The organism is Pectobacterium carotovorum (assembly GCF_900129615.1).
Taxonomy (GTDB): domain Bacteria; phylum Pseudomonadota; class Gammaproteobacteria; order Enterobacterales; family Enterobacteriaceae; genus Pectobacterium; species Pectobacterium carotovorum.
On record NZ_FQWI01000008.1, the window covers coordinates 92,053 to 112,554 of the forward strand.

Annotated in this window: 19 protein-coding genes; 4 read left to right on the forward strand and 15 right to left on the reverse strand. The window is 50.5% G+C overall.

The window, feature by feature from the left end:
• Positions 1–9: 9 nt before the first annotated feature.
• The gene (locus BUB06_RS16110) at positions 10–1,296 is read right to left on the reverse strand and encodes a citrate synthase (RefSeq protein WP_039474084.1); all 1,287 of its coding nucleotides are present in this window, start codon (positions 1,294–1,296) and stop codon (positions 10–12) included.
• Positions 1,297–1,610: 314 nt separating this feature from the next.
• Here BUB06_RS16110 and BUB06_RS16115 point away from each other — a divergent pair, with 314 nt between their 5' ends.
• The 4 genes from BUB06_RS16115 (at position 1,611) to kduI (ending at position 7,107) form a co-directional block, all read left to right on the forward strand.
• Positions 1,611–3,944: a Tex family protein gene (locus BUB06_RS16115; protein WP_010308971.1), complete on the forward strand. Its 2,334-nt coding sequence runs from the start codon at positions 1,611–1,613 to the stop codon at positions 3,942–3,944.
• A 227-nt stretch (positions 3,945–4,171) separates the two neighbouring features.
• Positions 4,172–4,960, forward strand: coding sequence for an IclR family transcriptional regulator (locus BUB06_RS16120; protein WP_010308986.1), 789 nt, complete (start codon positions 4,172–4,174; stop codon positions 4,958–4,960).
• 341 nt (positions 4,961–5,301) lie between these two features.
• Entirely contained in the window at positions 5,302–6,258 is a 957-nt protein-coding gene (gene kdgT, locus BUB06_RS16125) for a 2-keto-3-deoxygluconate transporter (protein ID WP_010299376.1), read from the forward strand.
• Positions 6,259–6,270: 12 nt separating this feature from the next.
• The gene (gene kduI / locus BUB06_RS16130) at positions 6,271–7,107 is read left to right on the forward strand and encodes a 5-dehydro-4-deoxy-D-glucuronate isomerase (RefSeq protein WP_010299379.1); all 837 of its coding nucleotides are present in this window, start codon (positions 6,271–6,273) and stop codon (positions 7,105–7,107) included.
• A 74-nt stretch (positions 7,108–7,181) separates the two neighbouring features.
• Here kduI and BUB06_RS16135 read toward each other — a convergent pair whose 3' ends face one another.
• The 14 genes from BUB06_RS16135 to BUB06_RS16200 all read right to left on the reverse strand — a co-directional run bounded on the left by BUB06_RS16135 (position 7,182) and on the right by BUB06_RS16200 (position 20,421).
• Positions 7,182–7,736, reverse strand: a complete 555-nt coding sequence (locus BUB06_RS16135; protein WP_039474087.1) for a hypothetical protein — start codon at positions 7,734–7,736, stop codon at positions 7,182–7,184.
• Positions 7,733–8,266, reverse strand: coding sequence for a carbapenem self-resistance protein CarG family protein (locus BUB06_RS16140; protein ID WP_039474089.1), 534 nt, complete (start codon positions 8,264–8,266; stop codon positions 7,733–7,735). Before BUB06_RS16140 ends, BUB06_RS16135 begins: the two co-directional genes overlap by 4 nt.
• Entirely contained in the window at positions 8,256–9,122 is an 867-nt protein-coding gene (locus BUB06_RS16145; RefSeq protein ID WP_039474091.1) for an SUMF1/EgtB/PvdO family nonheme iron enzyme, read from the reverse strand. The genes BUB06_RS16140 and BUB06_RS16145 overlap by 11 nt, the downstream gene beginning before the upstream one ends.
• Complete coding sequence (locus BUB06_RS16150; RefSeq protein ID WP_039474093.1) at positions 9,116–9,394, reverse strand: 2Fe-2S iron-sulfur cluster-binding protein; 279 nt, start codon at positions 9,392–9,394, stop codon at positions 9,116–9,118. Before BUB06_RS16150 ends, BUB06_RS16145 begins: the two co-directional genes overlap by 7 nt.
• On the reverse strand, positions 9,394–10,524 hold the full coding sequence (gene carD, locus BUB06_RS16155; RefSeq protein ID WP_039474095.1) for a carbapenem biosynthesis protein CarD: 1,131 nt from the start codon (positions 10,522–10,524) through the stop codon (positions 9,394–9,396). The genes BUB06_RS16150 and carD overlap by 1 nt, the downstream gene beginning before the upstream one ends.
• Positions 10,525–10,578: 54 nt before the next feature.
• Positions 10,579–11,400, reverse strand: coding sequence for a TauD/TfdA dioxygenase family protein (locus tag BUB06_RS16160; RefSeq protein ID WP_039474098.1), 822 nt, complete (start codon positions 11,398–11,400; stop codon positions 10,579–10,581).
• A gap of 14 nt (positions 11,401–11,414) precedes the next feature.
• Positions 11,415–12,167, reverse strand: coding sequence for a carboxymethylproline synthase (gene carB, locus BUB06_RS16165; RefSeq protein ID WP_039474103.1), 753 nt, complete (start codon positions 12,165–12,167; stop codon positions 11,415–11,417).
• A gap of 2 nt (positions 12,168–12,169) precedes the next feature.
• Entirely contained in the window at positions 12,170–13,681 is a 1,512-nt protein-coding gene (gene carA, locus BUB06_RS16170) for a carbapenam-3-carboxylate synthase (RefSeq protein WP_039474105.1), read from the reverse strand.
• A 187-nt stretch (positions 13,682–13,868) separates the two neighbouring features.
• Complete coding sequence (gene carR / locus BUB06_RS16175; RefSeq protein WP_039474109.1) at positions 13,869–14,603, reverse strand: carbapenem biosynthesis transcriptional regulator CarR; 735 nt, start codon at positions 14,601–14,603, stop codon at positions 13,869–13,871.
• Positions 14,604–15,045: 442 nt separating this feature from the next.
• Positions 15,046–16,467 carry an FtsX-like permease family protein gene (locus tag BUB06_RS16180; RefSeq protein WP_039474111.1) on the reverse strand — a complete coding sequence of 474 codons (1,422 nt, stop codon included), beginning with the start codon at positions 16,465–16,467 and terminating at the stop codon, positions 15,046–15,048.
• Positions 16,464–17,156: an ABC transporter ATP-binding protein gene (locus tag BUB06_RS16185; protein ID WP_039474114.1), complete on the reverse strand. Its 693-nt coding sequence runs from the start codon at positions 17,154–17,156 to the stop codon at positions 16,464–16,466. The genes BUB06_RS16180 and BUB06_RS16185 overlap by 4 nt, the downstream gene beginning before the upstream one ends.
• 8 nt (positions 17,157–17,164) lie before the next feature.
• The gene (locus BUB06_RS16190) at positions 17,165–17,644 is read right to left on the reverse strand and encodes a hypothetical protein (protein ID WP_039474117.1); all 480 of its coding nucleotides are present in this window, start codon (positions 17,642–17,644) and stop codon (positions 17,165–17,167) included.
• Between the two features lie 12 nt (positions 17,645–17,656).
• Entirely contained in the window at positions 17,657–19,402 is a 1,746-nt protein-coding gene (locus BUB06_RS16195; RefSeq protein ID WP_039474119.1) for an alkaline phosphatase, read from the reverse strand.
• 362 nt (positions 19,403–19,764) lie between these two features.
• Positions 19,765–20,421 carry a glycosyltransferase family 25 protein gene (locus tag BUB06_RS16200; protein WP_039474122.1) on the reverse strand — a complete coding sequence of 219 codons (657 nt, stop codon included), beginning with the start codon at positions 20,419–20,421 and terminating at the stop codon, positions 19,765–19,767.
• Between the last annotated feature and the right edge of the window lie 81 nt (positions 20,422–20,502).

The following is a 20,502-nucleotide window of genomic DNA, read 5'->3' on the forward strand; positions in this document are numbered from 1 at the left end:
ACAATCGCATCAATCTTTCAACGAGGAAACATAGTCACGACGCGGCTGCCCGGTATAAATCTGGCGCGGACGGTAGATGCTGATGTCTTCCTGCTTATGCATCTCATCCCAATGCGCAACCCAGCCGATCGTTCTGCCAACGGTGGAGATAACCGTAAACATCGACGACGGCAGCCCCATCGCTTTGAGAATGACCGAGGTATAGAAATCGACGCTCGGGTAGAGTTTATTCTCCAGAAAATAGGCATCGGTCATGGCGATATGTTCCAGCTCCATCGCCACCTGCAACAGGCTGTCTTCCGTGCCAAGTTCATTGAGCACTTCATAACAGGTTTTACGCAGAATCGCCGCGCGTGGGTCGAAATGCTGGTAGACCGAGTTACCGAATCCCATCAGGCGGAATGAATCACAGCGGTCTTTCGCACGTCGTACGAATTCAGGGACGCGATCGACCGTTTTAATCTCTTCCAGCATGCGCATACAGGCTTCGTTCGCCCCACCGTGTAACGGCCCCCACATCGATGCCAGCCCAGCCGCAATGCAGGCAAACGGGTTCGCACCGGAAGAACCTGACGCTCTGACTGCCATCGTAGACGGACACTGACCATGATCGGCATGCAAAATCAGGATGCGGTTCATCGCCCGTTCCAGCACCGGATTCACTTCATACTTCTCTGCCGGAATTGAAAACAGCATGTGCAGGAAGTTGCCCGTATAGGAAAGCGAATTACGGGGGTACACGGACGGCTGTTCGATGGAATATTTGTAGCACATCGCCGCCAGCGTCGGCATTTTCGACAACAGTCGCACGGCCGCCAGCTCACGGTGTTCCGCATTATGGATATCCAAGACATCGTGATAGAACGCGGCCAGCGCACCCACCACCGCGCACATCAGCGCCATCGGGTGGGAATCGCGACGAAAGCCGCTGAACATCCGGGTAATTTGCTCATGAACCAGCGTGTGGCGAGTGATGTTGTCGGCAAATTTCGCATACGCTTCCGCCGAAGGCGCTTCGCCATGCAGCAGGATGTAACAGACTTCAGTAAAGTCACACTGCTCGGCGAGCTGTTCAACAGGGAAGCCCCGATGCAGCAGCACGCTATTCACCGCATCAATATAGGTAATCGCCGACTCGCACCCTGCCGTATTGGCAAAACCGGGGTCATAACTGCACAGCCCATGTTCACCGAGTGGACGAATATCCACCGCCGTTTTCCCCAGTACGCCGGAGCGCATATCCAGCGTGATATCCACCTGCCCTTCTGCCGTCAACGTGGACGTTCTGACTGTCATGAACCGTTCTCCTGCCCGAATAATGATGTTGTTCCCGTCCGCTCTCACGGGCTTCTGGATAGGTCATCCCGTGCGGCACTCAATGTAAAGTAATACTCGATTTACAACGGCATAAAGCCAACGTATGTCATACGCTAAAATCGTGAGTGGGTTGCAAGAATCTGACGGAAAATTGATGTAGGTAAATTTTGTTGCACTGAACAACGCGAGATCATCCGCGTTTTCCAGACGGCAGCGGCTGGCATTTTGCACGCTCAATCCGTATAACTGTCCCCACTTATTTAATTCACTTGATGACGATTGATATCAGACCCATGAATGATTCATTAAGCCACATTATCGCCAGCGAATTGCAGGCGCGTACGGAGCAGGTAGACGCGGCAGTCCGCCTGCTGGACGAAGGAAACACCGTCCCTTTTATCGCCCGTTACCGTAAAGAAGTGACCGGCGGGCTGGATGACACCCAACTGCGCCAGCTCGAAACGCGCCTCGGTTACCTGCGTGAACTGGAAGACCGACGCCAGACTATTCTGAAATCCATCGACGATCAGGGAAAGTTAACCGCGCAGCTCGCTACCGCCATAAAAGGCACGCTGAGCAAAACCGAGCTGGAAGACCTCTACCTGCCGTACAAACCTAAACGCCGCACGCGTGGACAAATCGCGATTGAAGCCGGTCTGGAACCGCTGGCCGATAGCCTGTGGCAAGACCCGAGCCAGGAGCCGGAGCTGACGGCACAGGCTTATGTCGATGCAGAGAAAGGCGTCGCGGACGTGAAAGCCGCGCTGGACGGCGCACGTTACATCCTGATGGAACGCTTTGCCGAAGACGCCACGCTGCTGGCAAAAGTGCGTAACTATCTGTGGAAAAACGCCCATCTGGTTTCCCGCGTCGTGGAAGGGAAAGAGGAAGAAGGCGCGAAGTTCCGTGACTATTTTGATCACCATGAACCGATTGCTCAGGTGCCTTCACATCGCGCGCTGGCGATGTTCCGTGGCCGTAACGAAGGCGTGCTGCAACTGGCGTTGAACGCCGATCCGCAGCACGAAGAAGCGCCGCGCGAGAGCTACTGCGAACAGATTATTATCGACCACCTGAACCTGCGTTTAGGGAATGCCGCAGCAGACAGCTGGCGACGCGCCGTCATTAGCTGGACGTGGCGCATTAAAGTGCTGCTGCACCTTGAAACCGAGCTGATGGGCAGCGTGCGTGAAAAGGCTGAAGACGAAGCGATCAACGTTTTCGCCCGCAACATGCACGACCTGCTGATGGCCGCTCCGGCGGGCATGCGCGCCACGATGGGTCTCGATCCCGGCCTGCGTACTGGCGTGAAAGTTGCTGTGGTGGACGCTACCGGCAAGCTGGTCGCAACCGACACGATTTATCCGCATACCGGTCAGGCGGCCAAATCAGCACCAATCATCGCCGCACTATGCCTCAAATATCAGGTTGAGCTGGTGGCGATTGGTAACGGAACTGCCTCACGTGAAACCGAGCGTTTCTTCCTCGACACGCAGAAGCAGTTCCCGGATATCAAAGCACAGAAAGTGATCGTCAGCGAAGCAGGCGCATCGGTGTACTCCGCGTCCGAGCTGGCTGCGCTGGAATTCCCCGATCTGGATGTCTCTCTGCGCGGTGCGGTGTCTATCGCCCGTCGTTTGCAGGATCCGCTGGCGGAACTGGTGAAGATCGACCCGAAATCCATCGGCGTGGGTCAGTATCAGCATGACGTAAGCCAAAGCCTGCTGGCGAAGAAGCTGGATGCAGTGGTCGAAGACTGTGTAAACGCCGTGGGTGTTGATCTGAACACCGCGTCCGTGGCGCTGTTAACGCGTGTCGCCGGGCTGACGCGCATGATGGCGCAGAATATTGTGACCTGGCGTGATGAGAATGGCCGCTTCCATAACCGCGAACAGCTGCTGAAAGTCAGCCGTCTGGGGCCAAAAGCCTTTGAACAGTGTGCAGGCTTCCTGCGCATCAACCACGGCAATAACCCACTGGATGCCTCTACCGTTCACCCGGAAGCCTATCCGATTGTGGAGCGTATTCTGGCTGCGACGGAACAGGCGTTGCAGGAGCTAATGGGGAACCCTAACGCGCTGCGTAACCTGAAACCCTCGGATTTCACCGACGAGCGTTTCGGCGTACCAACAGTGACCGACATCATCAAAGAGCTGGAAAAACCGGGTCGCGATCCGCGCCCTGAGTTCAAAACTGCCAGCTTCGCCGACGGCGTGGAAACCTTAAACGATCTGCTGCCGGGCATGATTCTGGAAGGCGCAGTCACCAACGTCACCAACTTTGGCGCGTTTGTGGATATCGGCGTCCATCAGGATGGCTTAGTACATATTTCGTCACTGGCCGACCATTTCGTCGACGATCCGCACAAGGTCGTGAAAGCAGGCGATATCGTCAAAGTGAAAGTGATGGAAGTGGATCTGCAACGTAAGCGTATCGCGTTGACCATGCGCCTTGATGAGCAGCCGGGCGACACCGCATCACGTCGTGGCGGTGGCAGTGCGCGTGGCGATAGCAATACGTCATCACGTCAGCCAGCCGGTAAATCACGTCCTCGTCCCGCTAGCGCCCCTGTCGCAGGCAACAGCGCGATGGGCGACGCTCTGGCCGCCGCCTTTAAAAAGCGTTAACGCAACCCCCACTATTATTTAAAAGATGCCTGACCTCGTTTTCATAAGGTCAGGCATCTTTCCTGCCAAAATATCGCTATTCTGTTTCCCTAATAAAACTACGTTTCATTTATATTGAAATACTCAACCACTTCACGAGTGTTTTGTGATCTGCATCTAGGTAAATAAATTACCGTTGCGTTATTATTGTTCTATATAGGAAACCATAGTTTTATATATAGAACACCATGAATATATTCCAACAGCTCGAACACAGTAAAGCGCCGGCAGCCGTCCGTTTAGTGATGATTATTGACTACATCGCCAAACATGACGAAGCCAGCTTCACTGAGATTTGCACTGATTTGTCTATACCTAAAAGCAGCGTACATCATCTACTGGAAGTGCTGGTGGTGACGCAATTGTTACGTCAGCGCGCTGACGGTCGTTATGTTTTGGGGTTAAGACTGTTTGAGCTTGGCGGTTTGGTAATAAAGAATATTGATCTGCGTAAAGACACGATTAACTTTATGCATGAATTAGTCAAAGAGACGGAGTTGACCTGCCATCTTGGTATTATGGACGGCGATAACGGTTTCTTCCTGAGTAAAGTGGAATCTCCCAAGGCCATTGTAAAAACATCCTGGGAAGGTAAGAAAATTGTATTTAACCGTATGTCTCTGGGGAAAGTGCTCGTCGCCTGGCTGCCACAGGAAAGAATTGAATCATTGATTGCCGATTGCACCTTTGAGTATTTGACGCCCCGGACGATTACCAACAAAGAAGATTTCCTACAACATCTGAAAATCGTCAAGGAACAGGGCTGGGCAATAGACGACGGCGAAGATATAGAAGAGATCTGCTGCATGGCCGCGCCAATCTTTAACCAAAATGGTGAAGTCATCGCCGCTATCGGCGTTAACGGTATGCAGTCGCAATATGCTAATGGAAAAAAAGAAAAGCATCTGGCAAGCCTGATTAAAACCAGCAAAGCGATTACCGCTCATATTAACAGTCGGAATATTGATAGTAGATAATATATTTATCGAAAATAATCAGAGTGAATTTTAACTTGTGAATAAAGTCATGCACAAATCAGCGTGACGAATATTTCACGACATAAATACCTGTAAACGCTAATCAAGTGTTACGGGAAGGCCACCTATAACTAAAAATAGGGGAATGGCCATAAATATCAAAACAACGAAGAATAGTAATTATCAATTTTATAATGGGGACAACCATCTTCACTAGTTAATGAAATCGGGTAATAACCCCTTGGGTTTTATTTCCCCCTATTTATTACTGAATACCAATACTCCATCTGCTTTCACTGAAAGCGGGCTGAACATGCTTTTATCTTTTAATGAGGTCTTTTATGAAAATCAAACAAGCTATTGATAAAATCCCTGGGGGATTAATGCTAGTGCCGCTCTTTTTGGGCGCACTCTGTAATACCTTTACGCCAGGAGCCGGAAAATACTTAGGTTCTTTCAGTAACGGGCTGATTACTGGCACAATCCCGATTCTGGCGGTATGGTTTTTCTGCATGGGTGCATCCATTGAATTTAAAGCAACGGGAACGATGCTGAGAAAATCAGGCGTTCTGGTGGTCACCAAAATCGCTACCGCCTGGATTGTGGCGCTGATCGCTGGCACATTCTTGCCGGGAGACGGCATCCAAAACGGCATGCTGGCTGGGATCTCCGTGCTGGCACTGGTCGCGGCAATGGACATGACTAACGGTGGTTTGTACGCTGCATTGATGAACCAATACGGTTCTAAAGAAGAAGCGGGCGCCTTCGTACTGATGTCTCTGGAATCCGGCCCGTTGATGACCATGGTCATTCTGGGTGCCAGCGGTATCGCGACCTTTGAACCTCAGTTATTTGTCGGTGCCGTACTGCCTTTCCTGATTGGTTTTGCATTGGGCAACCTGGACCCGGACTTGAGAAAGCTGTTCGGTAATTCAGTACAAACGCTGATTCCTTTCTTTGCCTTTGCGTTAGGTAACACCATTAATTTATCAGTGATCCTCCAGACCGGCTTCGCAGGACTCTTCCTCGGCCTGTTGGTGATTGTTGTTACAGGCATCCCGTTAATTCTGGCGGATAAATTTATCGGCGGTGGTAATGGCACCGCAGGCGTGGCCGCATCCAGCAGCGCCGGTGCCGCCGTCGCCACTCCCCTGTTGATCGCGAATATGGCTCCGGAATTCGCTCCGGTCGCTCAACAGGCAACAGCGTTAGTCGCCACCAGTGTGATCGTGACATCAGTACTGGTACCCATCCTTACGGCAGTATGGGCAAAACGCTTTTCACCTAAAACCGCATAAGAAGGTAGCAAAATGGACGTACGACAAAGTGTACACAGTGAACATGCGAAAACGCTTGATACCACTGAGCTGAGAAAGAAATTTCTTATTGAGCAGATATTTACGCCAAACCAATACACCATGACCTACAGCCACATTGACCGTATTGTGGTCGGCGGGATCATGCCGGTGGACGGCGAGATAACGTTTGATGATGGCATCGGCAAACAATTTGGCGTGAACTATTTTCTTGAGCGTCGCGAGCTGGGGCTTATCAATATCGGTGGCCCGGCAAAAATTGTCATCGACGGTACAAGCTACGAGGTTGGCAATGAGGAAGCGCTCTATGTCGGAAAGGGAGCCAAAGCCTTAGCGTTCAGCAGCCTGGACAGCGCCAAGCCAGCGAAACTGTATTATAACAGCGCACCAGCGCATGCCGTTTTCCCGACACGCATCATTACACAGGATGACGCGATAAAAGCACCACTGGGCGATGTCAAAACCTGTAACAAGCGGACGATTTGCAAATATCTGGTGCCGGAAGTGGTGGAAACCTGCCAACTGAGCATGGGATTAACGCGTCTGGCGGAAGGCAGCAACTGGAATTCCATGCCGACGCATACCCATGAACGCAGAATGGAGGTTTACTTCTATTTTGACATGGCGGAAGACACCATTATTTTCCACATGATGGGTGAACCACATGAAACGCGTCATCTGGTGATGCATAACGAACAGGCGGTGATCTCCCCGAGCTGGTCGATTCACACCGGCGTCGGCACCAAAAACTATGCCTTTATCTGGGGTATGATCGGCGAAAACCTGACGTTTGACGATATGGACCATATCGCGATGTTGGATTTACGCTAATCCCCTCTGGCATCACGCCAAGAGAGTAAAATGCAGCAGGGTGAACGATGTTCACCCTGTTTTTTTATGTCACGTCAGTAATCCAGCTCTACCGGCACGGGATAGTCCTGCAATTTGGCGGCTCCGCCCAACGTCTCACGAATCGTAGCCGAATAGCGTGTGGTTTCCATTCCACCGACAAGATTATCCAACTCGCTAAAAGCAAAGCGTAGCGAGCGGTTATACGCCCAACTTTCCAATGGTGACAAACGATACGTGAAGTACACCACCACCAGTTCCTGATTCACACGATCAATTTTCTCGATGCTACTCACCTGCATACGGCCGTAACACAGGTCGCCGTACTGACGCCAATTCTGCTCACCCACTGGCGATAAACGGTACACTTTGCCTGTTCCTTCCGGCGTGGCCTGTGCCAACCCAGCCTCCACTAGCGAGTGCAAACGTCCACGATTCCAAGGGGCGTCACCTTTAGGGCTGTGTATCGGCCACTGCTTCTCACCCAGACACAGCGGCGACTCCGCATCAAAAAAATCTTGCACGCGTTGCTGATAATCCAGTTCGCTAAGTTGTGCCACTGTAGCGAGGGGAAACAGTAGCCCTAATGTGATTAGTGAGGACATTTTCATTTTGCCAACATCACCTCATCCACTTCCTTGTAAGCTTCATCAACCGATTGGTAGGTATCTTGTGTTATCACTCGCTTTCGTTCTGACCATTCATAGAGCGGTACACCCGGATCGTCCCGCGAGGCTTTAAAGTCGTAAATCGTTAAAAGGACTTTCGTGGGATCAAAGACGTTTTCCCCTTGCTTCTTTGCCGTCACCAGAAAGTAATGCTTTCCAGACAGGAACAACCGATTATCCTGCACTAAAAAATCCGCCGCAGCGGATAGCCGATAATCAAACCAGGTAAACGTATTGCTGTTGGCGACTGGCATAATGCTATGTCCGCCGTCCGGGCGTCGTACAAAGAAAGTCATCCCGAGATTGGGGTGTGAGGTATTATTGTCAAACTGTGCGACGATGACATAATCCTTCCCGCCGTCCTGATTGAGATCTACCCGATTGATGCCGTCTTTCAATGCCACTGGAGATAGTGCAGTAGCCGTGCTGCTGATAGCACAGAGCGCCAGCCACCCTACAAATTTATTTACCATCAAGCATCCTTACTAATCGAAAACCAATATCCGGCATGAAGAAACCGGGCGTATGCAAATCGCAGCTTGCCAGACTGTGCGTCCGCTCCAGATAACTTCCACCGCAAAAGTAGTACATGGTTTTGCCCCCCTCCACCGCATAAGACTCATTCAGCCACTCGGATACGTTGCCGCTCATGTCGTAAATCCCCAGTGAATTGGGGCGCTTCGACGCCACAGGCACCGTGCCGAACGACGGTGAATCAGAGGGAAAGTGCGCCACGCGCTCCGGCTGTTCGCTGCCCGCATAGCGCTGGCCGTAGGTGGCTTCCGCCAGCCCCTTATGTCCGCCTCTGGCTGCAACCTGCCATTCAGCCAGCGTTGGCAAGCGGTAACCCAAAGCTTGTGGGTTCTCGCGTATGAGTTTGTCGTTATCGTCCTCTGGCACACGCTTCAACGTCTTACCGTCAATCGTGAGGTAATAGGGTTGCAACTGCTGTCGTTCGCTAAGCGCATTGGCAAAAATCACCGCATCCCACCACGACACATTCGTGACAGGATGAAGGCCGCCATCCTGCTCAGGCGGTAAGCAATCTTCAAAGGTAGCGCCATTGCAACCACCGCTTAACTGATAACCGTGCGCATCCGCCCATTCTTGCAACGCATGGTACTGTCGATAGGTAATTTCCGTTTTCGTCATGGCAAAAGACGCGACAGACGTATTAGCATGGGCGGCATAATCTTCCGCACCAAAGACAGAGCCCACATAGAAATTACCGCCGTTGACGATAACGTCATCAGAGGCAGAGTTCGCCCCCTGAGCGGCTAAAATGGGAAAGAGGCAGCATATTACAGCGATAAAATTCGTCTTCAGCATGGCGATACAGGTTCAATTTCGAGGTTAGAGAGTGGAACTGAGCAGCAAGGCAGAATATAGCCGTCAGCAATATCGCGACGCGAAATTCCACCGGAATGATCCATACTGACGCTGCCGGACGCCAGACGCACTTTGCACACACCGCAGTAACCAGAGGCACAGCGATAAGGCAGCTCGACACCAGCTTCATACGCGGCACTCAGGACGCTTTCATCCTCAGACACCGGAAAACCGATAGTGGTATCACGAATATGGCAGTGAAATTTTGACATTACATCCCTCCCACAAGACGTCGCAGTAACTCCTTCTGCAAGAGTTTATTTTCCTTTTTGAATGTTGCTGAGGCAACCGCGTTCTCTTCGATCCGGCGGAGTAAATAGGGCAACGACTTGTCGAGTGGACCGTAAGGCAGGTATTTGCAGACGCGAAAACCGGTTTTCAGTAGTGAATAAGTGATATGATCGCCTAGTCCATAAAGCTGCCCTACCCAGATATGCTTCGCACGTAACGGCTCGCTCTTCATAATCAATGCGAGGCTTTCCTCATTGTGCGTGGCAAAAAACGGCGCGATTCGATCTAAGCGTTGTGCAATATAGTCCACTGCAGCGTTATAACTACGGTCAGTTTCCTGCTTGGTTGAAAAACAACAAGTCCCGCCGTTCACTCTTTTCTCTTCTTCCAGATAAGCACCACGCACAACTTTCACCCCAAGCAGGAAGCCATCGTTGCATGCACGTTGATAACACTCGTCCAGGAAACGCAGTTGGTCCTTAAGATAAAATTGCAGTGTCAGCGTGATAACCGCACTATCGCGGTTAAACTCGCGCATCATGTCCAGAACCAAGCTGTCTACCGCAGGCTGAATCGCGGTCTGCTCCGCGTCAACCATCACACGCACGCCATGAGAACGGGCATAGTCGAATAGGTGTGAGAAACGCGCAACGATCCGTGACCACGCGCTAGCGGATACTTCATCCAGCGCGAATCCTTCGCTTTGTCGGGCATATACAGCTACGCTGCCTAGGGACGATGGCTTGATTACAACAAAAGGCAAGCTATCCGTTTGTTGCGACATCTCGATAAGGCGTAGCGTGTTCTCCATCGCATTATCGAATTGCACTTCATCATTTTCCCCTTCAACGGCATAATCCAATACGCAGGCAATGCCAGAGCGCGCCAAAAAGGTTGCCGTGCTCTGAACTTCTTCCAAAGTTTCCCCACCAAAGTAAATACTGTTCACTAGCGAAAAAAGGCGTCCTCTAGGCCGCGCGAGGAATTTTTTCAACGTAAAAAGTGACAGTCTGCGTGTCAGCCTGTGCGTCAGCGTTGCTGTCGCACAGTATTTGAAAAACAGTGTCCTTGACGTGTAACGGTTATAGATAGCGTAAAGATCGTTATGCATGATGGTTCCAGATCCATATCAATCCGGCACGTTTTCGCGCCGGAATCATGAGAGTTAGAGATCGGCGGTTTGTCCGCGATACAAACGACGAACGATGGCATCATCGTTAAACTCTTCGCGCTCATGAATGACACGACGGTTGTCCATAATCAGCAGGTCACCATCTTCCCAGAAGTGTTTGTAGTAGTAGCGTGGCTGTTTTAAAAATGCCCCGAGTTCCTGGAAAAACGTGTGGGTTTCATGATCGGTGAAACCGACAATCCGCGGCTCCCAGCTAGCCGGTTGCCCTTCATCAAATGGGAAATAAATCAGCATCTTTCTGACCCACCCCAGATCGGTGAAGACGGGAACCTTGAACCAACCATCTGGAGAAACATCCACGTAATAGCCCCGCTCCAGCACACGAACTTCGAACGTCTCCTCTTCCAATACACGCAACAGGTGAGCAGGCATTTCCTGACAGGCCAGAGCATGGTCGCATACCGTCGTCGCACCACGGAATTTGACGTTTTTAATCTCAGCCGCGTAGAGAAAAACCTGATCCACCTGTGACAGGAGCAGTCCTCCATCAGCATGGAAAGGCAACTGACCACGCCCCGTTACTATTTTTCCTTTCTCACCTTCCAACTTCAACGTATCGCGATAGCCGAAGCCCACGCCGATCTTTTCATCAGCGTACTCAACTATTGTGCCGTACGCTGAATAGATGTCGCGGAACGTGTCAGCATCAATGCCGAGATTTTTAACGACAACAAAGCCCTGACGCATCAGTAAGTTTTTAATCGTTTCTGTCTTGGCTTCCAGAAAGTCTCGATGCTCGATATACGCGCCAAAACCGGACGCCATGATCGGATTAAACTTCACTATTTCGCTCATTTTCTTCCTTATCCTCAGTATTTTTTGCCAAGCACATTTTTGAAATGTCCCTGAGCGTCACGAGCCTGGAACGCAGCCTTATGGACAGCTTTGGAAGCGTCACGGGTTTGTTCCAGTAGATGGATGAACGGCTTGTTGACCGCTCGTTTCGTATTGATGAATGCAGAAGCCGGGTAGCCGGCCATCACGTGCGCCTGTGTGATCGCGGCATCCAGCAGCGCACGGCTCTCCACCACCTGATTAACCAGCCGGTAATCCAGACAGCGCGTAGCATCAAGCGATTGACACTGATAAATAATCTCCTGCATCGCACTGAACCCATGGGTGAATCCCAGGATGGCGGCACCAACCGAGCACCCGATACCATGCTTAAGCTCCGGCATCACAAAATTCGCTGTCGACGCCATCAGTCGCTGGTCAAACATCAGGGCAAACTGGAACCCCATACCAATCGCATAGCCATCGACTGCCGCAATAGTCGGTTTATTCACGTTCAGTACGGACTGATACAAATCAATCACGCGGTCAATCCACTCTTTGATATCCTCACTGCGCGATAGCTGTTTAACTTCGTTGAAATCTCCGCCAGCGGAAAAGGAACGCTCTGCCCCGCCATACACCACGACAGCTCGCACGCTGTCGTCAGCGTTGGCTCGCGCCAGTGCGTCCTTCACGCAGGTTTCCAGTGAACGACTAAAGGGGTTATGCTTGTTCGGATGATTCAACGTGATAACCCGAACCTCATCAGCATTTTCTTCCAAAACCATAGTTAGTCCTTTTTAATCAGTTCTTTAAGCTGAGATGGCGTCACATCTGTAATGGAGAGGTGGCCACGGAGGAAGGCTTGATAAACACGGTAGGTAAAGCGACTTTTGGTCTGGTAGTTATCAACCGTTGACCCGAGAACATTAGCGAATGCCTGATTAACGGAGGAACCTTCGTGAATGCCGATTTTCTTGCGCCAAACAATGTCTTTCGGCAGCAATTGCAGAGAATCGGCGTATTCACGCAGGATGTTTTTGACTTCGTTGTCGTAAATCTTGTAATCAGGATTTAGCGAATGGCATAGCGTGATTAAGGAATGGCTCCAGAAGGGGTGGCGAATATCAATACCGTAATGGGAAGCCCCTTGAGTGGAAAATTCACCTGTCCAACGCGTACGATACACTTGCTCGGCAAGAAGCTGATTCGGGTTTTCATAATGTGTTCCCGGTTTCAGTATGCCGCCAAAGAGCAAGTCGGAACCGTAACCGGTGAGCATACAAGACACCTGTCCCTCAGCCTGACGATACACATTGAACAATCCCGATTGAATTTCAGCAGATAAGCCGTCAAATATTTCGTTGTAATAGATGGATTCAATGATGCCGTTGATCACTTCGGCTTCAGACAGAATTTTCACCTGATGACGTGTACCGAGCGCATCGGCAACCTGCTGAGAAAATTCAAACTCGTTGCTGAGTTCCGTGCCAATCGAATACGTATTTAAGTGCTTGAAATGACGGCTAGCAAGTGCCGTCACCAAACTTGAATCCAGCCCGCCGGATAAGGGAATACCTACGGTATCAAAGCGGGGCGCCAAATCCTCAAGCGGCGCATTAAGGTAGCGCTCAATCAATGCCAGCAGCGGTTCACGCGGAAGCGCTAACAATTGGTTGCTGGCGGGTGTGGTCAGCGTGCGGCTTTCAACGAAAGAATACCCTTCGCTATCGTGCGTAAGGACGTGCACCGCACCCGGTTTAAGACGCTGCGCATTTTTCACCGGCGTATAGGTATCCGCCCGCATCAGCGACTGACACACCAACGCCTCCTCTTCAAACCACAGCGTATTCTCACCTTCTGCCGCAGTCACCAGCTTCAAGCTGTTGGTCACCCAGGTTTTTTTTCCCTGTACAACATGAACCGGCGAGAAACCACGCGACTCGGTGATCACCGTCAATTCGCCGTTTGGTTCATCAATGAAAAAGCAGAAATCACCTTCAGCCAGCGCCAGTGCATTCGCTCCCAGACGCGTGAACAGCAACGCTAACAGCTCGGCATCATTTGCCAGATAAGCCTCGCCTTCCCACACGCCGGCCAATCCGCTCAGAAACGTCCGATTGTACAGCGAGCCTATTAGGTAGGCCGATCCTCTTTCCATCTCACACTTCTGATAATGGCCATTCTGTTCGATAAAAAGATAGCCATTAGATAATGCTTCGCCCTTTCCGTCGAAGTCGCGTTGGATATTATTTATATCGGCATCGGAACCTTTATAAACAACGCAAAAACTATTGCTCACAGTAATAACCCTTACCTTAATAACGACATGAGAGAAAATAATGTTTAAATCCGTCACATATCATAGAAAAGGTAAATACAAATATTAACCGTGTAAAAGTTCAGCTAACGAGTTTCTTTTAGATAGGGAGTTACTATTCTTTTGGATAGGTTCCCATCTCAACAAAGATGAATAGAAATTCATCATCCTAGCGAGATTCCATATGCTTCATCACTACAGGTTCACAAGGGGAATTGAAAAGATTTAACTCAAGTGCTTTAGTTATAGCATGGCGGGAATTGATAACGTCCAACTTTCTGACTGAATTGTTAATGTGGAATTTAACGGTAACCTCACTAATACCTAATATACGGGAAACCTCTTTATAAGTTCGTCCACTACTAACAAGGAAAAGCACTTCGGTTTCACGCGGGGAGAGTAAGGCATTCCTTGAGCTATCGGGGGGCTTGGCTTGATCTTTGATAGCTCGCTGGTAAGCCATTACTTTTTCATGTACATTCACTAGCAGCATCTGCAAATCATTTTCATGGCTCTTCATACACTTTTCAAAATCTGCATCTTCCAAATGGTTAGCTATACTCAGCGTCGCTACATTATTATCATGGTCGTGTAAGACAAAGGTATAACCTGAACTTATATCGTGCTGTACGGAAGAAATAAAAACATCCTGATTCTTAGCTCTTAGCGTAACAAGATCGTTATCATCCCAGGAAAACGGCGTAATACGCGCTAATGAGGCAACGATTATAGGATCACTTAAGAACATCTCTTTTTTTAGATATTCATTCATCCACGCTTCTGGATAGTTAGAAATAATATAGGGATGACTGGTAGAGGTTTTGCTCATCATGAAATAAGAAAACCATACGTCCCCAACTCCTTTCAACTTCCTTTTTATAAACGAATGGATTTCGTGATCCATATTACACCCTCTTACCGACTTTGCTCAATGATAAAAAACTATCTCCCAAAGAGTAAATGTAATTATTTTTAGTTATACAGAATATAATCATTAATATCTAACAGGGACGAAAAATATCAATTAACACACAAATAGTCAACATTTTATACACATATTTTCCGCGATTAATAATTAATATCGTTATTATATATATAATTATTATTTCCCTCAGATGAATAATATTAACACTATTATTGTTCGTTATTTATCCTATGACATACACAGCTTGATATTGTGCAAAATTCAAACACACAGCCTAAGGAAAGGCTACATACCAATAGACACAGGCATTTTTTCGTGAGGGCAGCCAGAGCGTGTTCAGAAACGAACAAGAAAGGAAGTGAAAAAATAGCACCGGGCGCAGAAACCACACGCCCGATGCTAATACGGCTATCGTAGAGACTTACTCACCACGTAGCGCCGTAGCTGGAGATTGACGGTAAGACAGCATCGCGGGGATGGTGAGTACCACGGCGGCGACCAGCAACAGGAGCAGGACGAAGTGGATATCCTCCCATTCCAGCGTCACCGGCAGGACGAAGCCGCTTTTCTCGCTCATCACCACTGCAATTGCACGGGCAGCAAGATAACCCAGACCGACGCCCAGCAGCACGCCGACGCTCACCAGCGACATCAACCCGCTCCAAATCAGCGTGAAAATACCGTAGCGCGGTGCGCCAAAGGCACGGAGTGCGCCAATCTGTTTCTGCCGCTGCCGCAGGTGGATAACCGCCACCATCGCCACCGCGACACCGACTAACCCCTGCGTACCCAGCGAGATATAGGTCAGTAGTTCACGAATATCGCCCAGCATCGAGTAAAGCTTCACCAGCACTTCGCCGGGGAACACCGCCAGCGTCGTGTTGCTGCGGTACAGCGAACGCAGTTGATAAGCGCCAGCGATCGTTTTCGGTTTAACGACAATCGCGGGCAAACCAGCCTGATGCGCGTGCCCGTGAGCTTCTGCTTCGCCGTGCTCGTCATCGTGTGGAGCCGTTACCGGTTGAGCGACAGCAGCATGATGATCATCACTTTCCGCGCCTTCCGCTGGATGCACGTCGTTGTGATGCTCATCGGCATGCGCGGTTTCATCATGCGCATGGTCGCCATGTTCACTTTCATGATCATGTTCTCCCTCATGCTCATGCGCGCCATGATCATGATCGGCATGCTCATTATGGTCGTGATCATCGTCCGCACCATGCGGTGGATGGATACCGTGTACTCGCCACACCGCGTTCACTGGTACCAGAATCGCTTTATCCCACGCGCTGCCGTCAGCAGGCAAAACACCGACTACGGTGTAGGTGACGTCATCGTGCGCGTGCGCCCCTTCCGTCCCCACCTGACCATGAATTGGGCTAAATGTACTCCCAACCGTCAGCCCCGTTTGCGCCCCCACCACGGCTTCAAAGCCGTCGTTGAACACACGTCCGGCGGTGAGTTGTCGCTTACCGTTATCCGTGACCAGTGGCGGCGTGGTGCCGACAATCGGCATCCCCTGATAAAAATCACCAAACGCAACCGGTGCCGCCCAGGCGACCAGCGGGTTCTTCTCCAGATCGGTCAACACCTGCGCGGGAACCAACGTCAGCGCCGACGGTTGCAGAAACACGGACGACAGCACCAACTGGGTTTCACTCCCCGGCGCACCGATCACCAGATCGAAACGGTCAGCTGCTTTGGCGCTGCCCATGCGCAGCGCCCTTTCCTGCAAGCTCACTGAAATACTTAACGCTGTCGCCGTCGCGATCAGCAACACCACGACCAGCACACCCGGCCAGAGCCGACGCCAGTCGACCCAGATAAGACGCCAAGGAATCATGCGCGATCCTCCTGATACTGCGTGTCCGCCATGAGGCGTCCTTTTTCCAGTTGAATACGGCGCGACATCTGCGATGCCAGACGTGCATCGTGCGTAATGGCAATAAGCGTCGCACGGCTATCGCGCGCCAGCGTCACCAGCAGATCGGCAATCTGTTCACCGCTCTGCGCGTCCAGACTGGCCGTCGGCTCATCGGCGACGATGATGTCCGGCTTGCTGAGCAAGGCTCTCGCGACGGCCACCCGCTGCTTCTCGCCGCGTGATAGCACTTCAATCGGACGTTTCGCGGTATCCAGCCCGACCTGCGCCAGCAGATCTGCCGCCCGCTGCCTGAGCGCTGCGGGGATCCGCCAGTGGTGAAACTGCGCGGGCAGTAAGACGTTCTCTATCGCACTCAGGCCGGGGAAAAGATGGAAATCCTGCATCACCAACCCGATGTGTTGTGCCCGCCAGCGGTCACGCTCCGCTTCGTTCATCTGCCAGATATCCTGCTTTTCCCACTGCACACAGCCCGTTCCGCTGTGATCCATCCCGGTGATGGCATTCACCAGCGTGGTCTTACCGGAGCCGGAAGGCCCCATCACCGCGACCCGCTCGCCAGAACGAATAGACAACGCGGGAATATCCAGCACCGCCTCGGACGTATCGGGAAAGGTCACACTCAGGTGTTGAATCAATAACTCAGCCATCGGCGCTCCTAAAGGGTATCGAACGTGGCTTCACGCAGTCGCAGCAGGCTGACAAAACCCGTTTCAGGGTCGGTCCACGATCCGTGCTCCAGCACGCCTTCCACCTCAATCATGGTGTTGTTCTGTACGAAGGTCTGACGTTTGGCGAGGTAAACGACGAGGATATCTTCAGGCCAGTCCGCATCCGACGAACAGAAGGGGCACAGCGCCATCGGCATTTTGGTTAATACAAAGAATTGTGACTCCGCCTTGAGCGGCGGTGCCATAAAGCCGCGCATCTTGACCCGTTTACCGGAGAGCGCTTTGACGTCATTGGAGAATTCCAGACCCAGCACGCCATAAGAGGCGTACAGCTTATCGAAGGAGAGTTCAGACTGCGCGGCGTTTACCGGGGTGATGCCACCAAGGAGGAGGAGCACCAGCACCGCACGCAACCAAGAGAATAAAAGCGGGGTTACCCCCGCTTTGCTGCATTTCGCATTATTCATAGCGTCGTAGGATTACTTTTTGTCCTGCGGTTTCACCGCCAGTGCATCAACAATCACCCGGAACAGATCGGTGTTTTCCATGTAACCACGGATACGCTCTGCGCCTGGGCCGCTTGCCTGGATCACCATATCGTCAACGGCATGAACGCCCGTATCGGAAGAGCGTGGCAGAATCCCTTCGCGGAATACCGCACCCTGCACTTTCTCGTAGGCTTTGTTGGCAACGTATTCATCTTTTTCGTTCTTGATAGCAGGAACGAACTGACCATCCAGTTTCGGACGGAACGTCTCGTAATAGTCAGGGAAGTTGTTGAAGAAAACGGCCAGACGTTTAGAAACGTTCAGGTCATCCGGATAGCCGTCTTTGTTGGCATCCTTATAGTTCGGGTAGCCCGCATCTTCATACACGCCAACCTTCTCACGCATCTCGGTGCCAGGCTTGTTGTCATCTACCGTACCGATGATAGACAGACCGTGCGTATGGTCGCCCGTCACGATAATCATCGTATCCGGATTTTTCTCGGCAAATTTCTTGGCGATAGCGACAGACTGATCCAGCATGATGGTGTTAGTGAAGGCGCGTTCCCAATCAAGCGGGTGAGACGCTTTGTCGATCAGTGCAGATTCCACCATCAGGAAGAAGCCGTCTTGGTTTTTGGACAGCACATCCAGCGCCGCCTGCGTCATGTCCGTCAGGTCAGGCTGGTTCGGGAATTTCTTGGCAACATCGTTTTTCAGGAAACGACGATCTATCACGCCATCCATGTTGCCAGTGTGGAACAGCCCCAGCAGCTTGGTGGCCTGTGCCGCGTTTTTCTTCAGTGAATCAGCATCGGTGACCAGTGAATAACCCGCCTGCTGGAATTTCTCAACGTAGTTGGTTTCGTCTTTACGCTTCGAGCCCGGTGTGCTTTTCGGCAGGAAGTAAGCAGAACCGCCGCCCAGCATGACGGTAGGCTGCACGTTGTAGAACATCTCGACGATTTCAGCTTTATCCGCACGGCGACGCGTGTGAGAGACAACTGCCGCTGGCGTGGCGTCCTGAAGTTCAGCATCGCTGACTACACCGACAGACATCTTGGTAGAACGGGTCAGCAGTTCACCCAGCGTTTCCTGCTTCGGGTGTTCCAGTGAATTTTTGCTACGGCTGACGTACACACCCAGTGCGTTCACACCGGATTTGTGGCCGGTCATGTAGGCGCTCATGGTGTTGGCGCTGTCGGCCGCGATAGAGTCGGTACTGGACGTACCGGCAAACGCCATATATTGCAGGTCATCAATTGCCAGACGACCGTCGGCTTTCCCTTCCGTCACCCCTTTGGACAGGATGCGTGCGCCAGTACGGTGCGCAACGGACAGGCCATCGCCGATAAACAGAATCACGTTTTTGGCTTTACGCGTACCGGACGCCGAATAAACGTCCCAGTTCACCTGCGTCTTTTTGCCTTTGGCTTCCGCCTCTACCACATACTTGCCGGCTTCAGGCAGGCTTACGTCTCGCAGCCAGATCGTGGACGCGTTGCCGCCGTCTTCACGCTCAACAAACGAGGCCGTTTTGCCCAGCACCTGCTGGTAATCTTTGCCGTTGATCAGAATACGGATATCTTCCGGCTTAAGAACTTCATCAAACTCGACTTTAAAATCGAATTTTCCGCCTGCCAGCATGGTGGCGCGGTCAATGGGATAAATAGCCTGAGCCTGCACCATCCCCGGCAAAGCAGCAGAAATCAGTAAAGGCAGTAACCAGCGAGCTTTCATTGTTATGTCCTTGGTTGCGTCATTTAGCAGGACATAACGTAGTTACCTTTTTTTACAGTTTGATGAATTTCACCATAAATTATTTCACTTATAGCTAACCTACTCCGCTCTTTCCTTTAACGAAAAGCGGCGGCTAGCATGCCACCGATCACGCCCGTTCCTACAGCATGCTGGCTGAGCCCGCACCACTGCTGGTCGCCATCTCGCAACTTAAATTATTTAGAATATAGGGTAAGCAGGAAAACCCAGAGAACCTACAACTTCACGTTTGACGGGGTAATGAACATTAATGCTGGCCATAAGTCATCTCAAAAGGTCGTATTGCACACCTATTTCAACTAATGTGGTGCACCACCGTTTTATTAAACACCATAGTCTACATTTATTTTTTCAATATCAGAGTAACTTGAACGTTGTTTTATTAAAGCAGGTATTTTTGCCACAAACCTATTGTCGGTCTGTAATTTTTTCCACAAAATATCCAAACAATAAAAATGAGACAATTGCTTTCTGAGATCAAGCTCATAATTGCTGAATTTATTTAGGTTAACTACAGAATCAAAAAAAACCTTAATTAATTCAGGCGCAAATTCCCTTTTTACTATATACCCTGATGCTGTTTGCGAATTTACCACCCTGTAGCAATCACTTATCGCTGTGGTTTCAATAGCAACAGCTAGATTATGAGATAATAGAAAAACATCCCAACATTGATCTTTCTCCAGGATAGCACCGATTTCTAGTAAGAAATTTTCTTTGTCAGCAATTTCAAAGTCATCTTCTAAAATCATTGCATAAGGTGCTGTCGATGTTGATAAATATTTTGCCAAAACATTAGCATGGCTAATGCTTGCACCTAATGCACCGAAATTTTCAACATATACCGCATCAAAGAAAACATCGTTTCCAACAAGAATAGATGATGAAGATAATTCAGTTAACGATTCATTTCGACGATCTTCTCTATGTTTAAGGTTTATGATACCGACAAAAAGATCTGTAACACCGTTATTTTCCATGATATTAAATATCCTCAAGCATAAAAATTACTTTTTAATGAAATATGGATTCAACTTTCCAGAAATCTTAAAATCAGCGGA